Source organism: Okeania sp. SIO2F5, assembly GCF_010692685.1.
Classification (GTDB): Bacteria; Cyanobacteriota; Cyanobacteriia; order Cyanobacteriales; family Microcoleaceae; genus Okeania; species Okeania hirsuta.
On record NZ_JAAHGU010000026.1, the window covers coordinates 61,150 to 67,978 of the forward strand.

The 6,829-nt window shown below is 36.0% G+C and carries 3 protein-coding genes, 1 tRNA gene and 1 pseudogene; 1 reads left to right on the forward strand and 4 read right to left on the reverse strand.

Features of this window, described 5'->3' with window-relative positions; all coding sequences use genetic code 11:
* Positions 1-369 precede the first annotated feature (369 nt).
* The 4 genes from fba to F6K27_RS12155 form a co-directional block, all read right to left on the reverse strand.
* A complete protein-coding gene (fba, locus tag F6K27_RS12140) occupies positions 370-1,449 on the reverse strand; it encodes a class II fructose-bisphosphate aldolase (RefSeq protein WP_287276384.1) in 1,080 nt (359 codons plus the stop codon).
* A 592-nt stretch (positions 1,450-2,041) separates the two neighbouring features.
* Positions 2,042-2,113 (reverse strand) — tRNA-Lys (locus F6K27_RS12145).
* Between the two features lie 404 nt (positions 2,114-2,517).
* Positions 2,518-3,390 carry an aldose epimerase gene (locus F6K27_RS12150; RefSeq protein WP_287276386.1) on the reverse strand — a complete coding sequence of 291 codons (873 nt, stop codon included), beginning with the start codon at positions 3,388-3,390 and terminating at the stop codon, positions 2,518-2,520.
* Between the two features lie 287 nt (positions 3,391-3,677).
* Positions 3,678-5,435, reverse strand: coding sequence for a CapA family protein (locus F6K27_RS12155; RefSeq protein ID WP_287276387.1), 1,758 nt, complete (start codon positions 5,433-5,435; stop codon positions 3,678-3,680).
* A gap of 332 nt (positions 5,436-5,767) precedes the next feature.
* Between F6K27_RS12155 and F6K27_RS34355 the strand changes: the two are divergent.
* Positions 5,768-6,612 (forward strand): annotated as a pseudogene (locus tag F6K27_RS34355) (IS1 family transposase).
* The last annotated feature ends 217 nt before the right edge of the window (positions 6,613-6,829 follow it).

Genomic DNA, 6,829 nt, shown 5'->3' on the forward strand with positions numbered 1-6,829 from the left:
CAACCTACCCGCGCGCCCCTCTCAGGAGGGGGAGTCAGGAGAAATGGGAATTATAGAGGAGGTAGTCGGAAAAATTGTCCCTTGTTTTTTTTTGCCATAATCGTCCCAAAATACTAGCTTTATGCAGCTCTTTCCACCGAAAAGCTGACACTTTTTTAGACCAAAAAATTCTACAACCAATATCAGTCAATGCTTTGATATTTAATCAGAAAGCCCTAATTAAATTAAATAAATTAGTGGGTTTGTTAATCGAGCAGTTAAGAATGCTAAAAAAAAATGAGAAACCCTAATTATTTTCAGGGCTTCTCATCAACTAAACTAATTAAATATTTCAGAAGCTCAAATGTAGAATTCTGATTGTGCTATAAACTATACTGTTACTGCTTTTTTAGTAGTAGCAGCTAATTCTCCACTAGCATATTTAGCAGCAAACTCATCCAAAGTTTGAACCTTAATTTTGCTAGCGTTACCAGCAGTGCCAAATTGTTGATAGCGATCGGCACAAACCTGTTTCATGTACTTGATAGAAGGCTTCATAAAGTGACGAGGGTCAAAGTTAGAAGGATCTTGAGCAGCAGCTTCACGGATAGCAGCAGTAATGGCCAAACGGTTATCAGTGTCGATATTTACCTTACGAACACCACTCTTGATTCCTTTTTGAATTTCTTCTACAGGTACACCATAAGTTTCTGGAATTGAACCACCATACTGGTTGATCATTTCCAATAAGTCTTGAGGGACAGAAGAAGAACCGTGCATAACCAAGTGAGTATTAGGTAGGCGACGGTGAATTTCTTCAATACGGCTAATAGCTAGAATTTCTCCTGTAGGCTTACGGGTAAACTTGTAAGCACCATGGCTAGTACCAATAGCAACTGCCAGAGCATCTACTTGAGTACGTTCTACAAATTCTACTGCTTCATCTGGGTCTGTCAAAAGTTGTTCACGAGAAAGGACGCCTTCTGCACCATGACCATCTTCTTTATCGCCCATACCAGTTTCTAGAGAACCTAAGCAACCTAGTTCTCCTTCTACACTTACACCAATGGAGTGAGCAACTTTAACTACTTCAGCAGTAACATTAACGTTATAGTCGAAGCTAGCAGGAGTCTTAGCATCTGCCTCTAGGGAGCCATCCATCATCACGCTAGTGAAACCATGGCGCATAGCAGAATAGCAAGTAGAGGGTGCATTACCATGGTCTTGGTGCATGGCGATGGGAATATGAGGATATGTCTCTACGGCGGCTATAATTAAGTGACGTAGAAAAATTTCACCAGCATACTTACGCGCTCCACGAGAAGCTTGGAGAATTACAGGACTGTTTGTTTCATCAGCAGCCTGCATAATGGACTGAATTTGCTCCATGTTGTTGACATTATATGCAGGAATTCCATAACCGTTTTCTGCTGCGTGGTCTAATAATAACCGCATTGGTACGATAGCCATACCTTGTCCTCCTATATTTTTTGTTATTAGCCGATGGGTAAATTTGATTTACTTAAGTTTAAATCTTACGACAATATTAAGACAAATTGAAGATTCTGTCTATCAATATAATATTTTAGATATAAAAATTATTATGGCAAATAATATCTACCGCTTTAACGAAGTCAAAAGTCAGGATTTATAAGTCAGTAGTTATTTTTGTAACGGGGATTTGAGCAAAGCTCCAAAAATATTTCGCCTTAAAAGACGGGGCTGCGCGACCCAATTAGGGTCTGCTGAAAAAATTGGTTGGTGGGGGTAGGACATGGGGACGCAGAGACACGGGGACGCGGAGATGAAGAAATAGGCAATGCTTTCAGCCATTTTATGTGAAGAAATCTTCTTGATTTTCAGCAGAAAATTTCAGTAAATTGATGCCAATAAGAGCCATAAACTTGGAGATAAACTGAATATCAAAAGCTCCATTACCTTAGCTATCCTGACTTTTAGCTTTATTCAGCAAGCCCCAATTATTTTGATAAGTATAAAGGCAGAAATTTTATAGAGCAGTGGTGAAGCTCTGAATTAATTATTTTTAAGATTTTAATATTAGTGGGTCGCCCGGGATTCGAACCCGGAACAAATCGGTTAAAAGCCGAGTACTCTACCGTTGAGCTAGCGACCCCTATTAATTTTTTTATTTTATTTAACACTTCCACTAACTATAGCATAGTCATAATTAATCTTGCAATAGTTTTCAGAAAAAAAAATTGAGATATTGTGAAACCTTTATGGACAATTTAGTTCTTCTGTATTAATTTACTACATCATCGGGAAAAAGGGGTCATTTCAGTTATCAGTTATTAGTACTTCTGCCTGAAATCAGAGCCTTGAAATATTTAACTTTATTTTTTTTCATTTCCTTAAAAGAGGAGGCTTGAGACCTTATTTTTTGGTCGTAATGGGACACTCCTTTCTTTACCACTCACAATAATTACTATTATCAAAAATATACTAACCTTGGATAGTTTTGGGATAATTTATTTCTTGGAAGTTCCTTACCACTACCAAATACATATTATGCAAGAATTACAAAAATGTTGCAGTCAGCCTAACTAGCATTTCACAGGAAGACCCAGGCTCTAAATCAATCAAACGATCGCCTGTATTTATTGAATTTGGAGGAGCTGTCCATGGTTCTAAACAATAAAATTTTTCATTTTTAACCGTCCAGAAAGCCATAGTTGAATAAGAAGATGTATAACTCAGGAGAATCTTGAGACCACGACTTCGATCATAGACGGTAGTGGCCAAGCCTGTTAATCTTTCAAATATTGCATTCACTTCATCTTGATTAAGGTCAAATTTACCATTATTATGGTGGACGATTCCTGTTTTTGGTTCCACATATTGCATTGAAGGGATATCAAAGTGAAGCTGATACTTGTTTGGAGCAAAGAAATAAGGATGTAGTCCTGTTGAAAATGGCATCCTTTGTGTATTGCTCAAATTGGTGTAAGCTTGGAATATTTCTAAAGAATTACCTTTGACTTGATAAGTAAAAGTTAATTTAAAATCGAAGGGATAAACAGTTTTTGTAAATCTATTACTGGTTAAAACTAGAGTCATTGAAGCTCGGTCTTGAGTAGACTTTTCTATGACTTCCCAAGGTAGTTCTCGTGCAAATCCATGTTGTTGGAGAGAGTAACTATTACCATTATATTCGTATATGTTATTCGGCAAGTTGCCACAAATCGGAAACAGGATAGGTATACCACCTCTTAATATTAATTCTGGATTTTCTAACCTTTTGGAATCACAGTAAAGTAGCTCCTGATTATTAATACACCAACTTGTAATTATTCCTCCTCTCTCTGGAACGACATTTATACTAGAATTAAATCCTAAATCAGAGAGGGTATAAGTCTTGTATTGTTTTTGTTGAAGTGCGATGGCAAACACAGTTTTTAATTCAGGAATTGATTATTTAATATTGGGCATTGGGTGATGATAACTAGAAATAAAAATCAACTTTTTTGGTGATTTGCCCAATAATTATTTAGACCTCTAGTTTTTATCTGATTACAGTATAATAATTTCCGATCAACCATCAAATTTTTTTAGATAATATTTTCATTTTGCACTTTACTCTACGTCATTCGATACCTCATATTTTCAGAATCATTGAATATAAAAAACAGAATATGCAGCCATAATTATCATAATTATTAATGTTTGTATGATTTTAATTAAATTCTTAAACGAGGTAATTCAATAAATGGTTCCTTGATAAAAGGTTCTTTGATAAAAGGTTTTCTTTCTTCTTTAACAGTTACTTCGGGATTTAATATTGGTGGTAAAGAAAAGCTATTCTGACTATCTACACCAGCTTCCCCTTCAGACAAATTCTGAGAGTCATCTGTGGAATTTTGCTCATTTTCTATACTTCTAGGTGGCAACTCAGGTAAAGTTGGAGTTGATAAAATATTAGAGTTCGATCTACTTGGACTAGAGTCACTACCAGCAAAGTTTACAGAAGAATCGATCTTATCTATCTTGAGAGGGGTTCTCATGGGTTGATGGAAAACACTAGAAATTTGAGCAATGTGACTGAGAATTTCCTCTCCTTTTTTACCTGTCACAACTTGAGGTTGGTATTTGCTAACTACTATCGGCAAAAACTCAATCTTCATTTTGCCTGGTTTTAAAGAGACTTTCAAGATTGCTGTCTCATAATCACTCTCTTGATTAGAAGTATCTCCAGAAATCAAATTACCCAAAGAATATATAATAGGTTGCCCCTTATAAATTTCTGCCCCCTGCAATACCTTAGGATGATGTCCTACAACTAAATCAGCACCTTGATCAATTGTTGACCTAGCTATATCCATTTGCCAGTCTCCAGGATATTCTGATAATTTTACTCCCCAGTGATAGTTAACAATAATCCAGTCTACCTGCTTTCTCAGAATTTGAATATCTGTAGCTATCTGGTCTTTATGGCGACTGTTAACTCCTACTATCCCAGCATTTAGTTGAATATCTGTATCATCATAGCTTAGGTAGGCTATCTTTTGGCCTTTAACCTTAATAATCTTGGGTTTTCTGGCCTCATCTTTTGTTTTGCCCGCTCCTACAGAGTGAATATTTGCCTGCTCTAGAATATCTATTGTTTCAACTAAGCTTTGTTGGTTATTGGCCTTATTCTGGTCGTTGGCCAAATTCACTAGATCCACTCCTCCAGAAGTCAAGACATTGACATAGTTAGAATCTACTGCTACTTTATTCTGACTGTTTGTACTATTGATGGTAGAACGAGTCAGAGGATTTTCCAGATTAACCATTGCCAGATCAGCTTTTCTATACTCATCCATTTTGGCAAAAGGTAACTTATAATCCTCTTTTACTACATCAGAAACTGGATGAGATAAATTGACATCTCCACCAAACATTAAGGTAACCGTAGGGTCGTTTGGGTTTGTGAGTTTTATATCATTAATTACTCGTACTTTTCCAGCAGCAGTTTCCACTGATGAAATTGAATTTCGCACTAGCACTTCATAATAACTTACCCAACAACCCAATATAAAGGTAGCCACCACTGAACCTATTAATATGAAAGAGCGGAATATTTTAAATTTAAAATTATTACTTTTGGTGGGAATATTAGATTGATTATTTAATGTTCTTTTTAGTGGAATTCTAACAGATTGTTTCCAGAGGATATTGGGTGAACCCCTAAAACGTCCTATAATGTTTACTCTTTCTAGCAAAGGAGAATTCAGTTGATAAAGTTGCTGACAAATATACTTGATTAATTTCTCTGTTGGAGGTTCCTTCTGAAACTCTACTAAAACTTGTAAATATCCAGTGGTTTCTTTAGCTACACGAGCTGATATCCCTTGAGGTTTTAATTCTTTATTTATCCAGTAACTAATCGCCTTAAAATCACCAGATCGTGCTAATTCTAAAAGAGATGGTGGAGTTAAAGTAGGTGTGTAAGTCATATTTTAACCTAATAGTTAAAGCTTTCAGATAGTAGGTACAAAAGTTTGAAAAAATCAACAATACTGTATTTTGTCTAAACAAATATGTCATCCTGACTCAGGTCGTAAGTTTTGCCTAAATCTGTATCAGTAAAATTGACATACGTTAAGCAACAATTTTAATATTTATGACAAAAATTATCTGTAGTTTAGTATGGAAGTCAAAAAAAAATATTTAAAGAATTAAATCAGGAAGATACTTAAAGATATAAATAATATAGGTAGTCCTAAATATGTAAGGATAGAAGGAAAATATCCAAAATATAGTGTGTTGATCTGATGTCAATAATATTATATCTTGTCCCAACTGTACCTCAAACCAGATTGTCAAGAACGGTAAAATTCACGGTTGGCAAGCAAAACTTTAGATGCCGAGACTTTGGCCGACAATTTGTCCAAAATCCCCAAGGAGGAGATGACTAACCAAGAAATTAAAGAGTTGATTGATAAACTCTTGCAAGAATTGCTACCCTTAGCTGCTATTGCTCGCTTCACGGGAGTCTCTGAGCCTTGGTTACAAAGATATGTGAATCACCTTGATCAAATAGTACCCATACAGGTAAAAGTGGGAGTCAAAAAAAGGACATCTAACCATCCAATGTGATGAGATGTGGTCATTCGTTGGACATAAAGGAAAAAAGCAATGGGTTTGGTTAGCTATAGATTTTGTGACTCGAGATATTGTAGGAGTGTATATCGACTCCCAAGGTATTGAGAGGGCAGAAGGATTATGACGTTCGCGGAGCGTGGCGGAGTGCCCTATTACACATCTGGTAAAAATCAAAAATAAAATCAATTCTTATCCATAAATTATCAATTATTTCTCCCTTTTGCCAGATCAGCTGTTGCCTATTGCCTATTTTCTGGATATGTCTATATGCTACCACAAGTGTATAGACAATGTGCTGTTTGTTACACAGATTTTTGGTCTGGTTATCAAGAGATTTTTCCCAGCAAGGGACATCAGACTCTAGGAAAAGAAACTCGATCAACAAGTTACATTGAGCTACTCAATAATACTTTATGCCAAAGGATTTCTCCCTTGCTCAGAAAGACTATCTCCTTTTCCAAAAAGCTAGAAAATAACATTGGAGCGATTTGTTACTTCATTCATCATAATGCATTTTTACCTGTTTAGGAATACCATAATATAAGTATATATAGCTTCAATTGTATCCACTCAATATGATGGGGTAGGCAATTATGATAGCTGCCAAGACCAGCCAAAGGAATTAATAGAAGAGCGATCGTCAATAATAGTTGCCAGAGAGGGAATATTTCTGGTCTGAGAAATGCGATCGCGTACATATTCAAAAAAGCAAGGGTCCCAGCTTGCGAGTAGTAGCAACAAGGGA

Coding starts and splice junctions, on each gene's coding strand:
- fba (WP_287276384.1), bottom strand. CDS start 1,449: ATGGCTATCGTACCAATGCGGTTATTATTAGACCACGCAGCAGAAAAC.
- F6K27_RS12155 (WP_287276387.1), bottom strand. CDS start 5,435: ATGACTTACACACCTACTTTAACTCCACCATCTCTTTTAGAATTAGCA.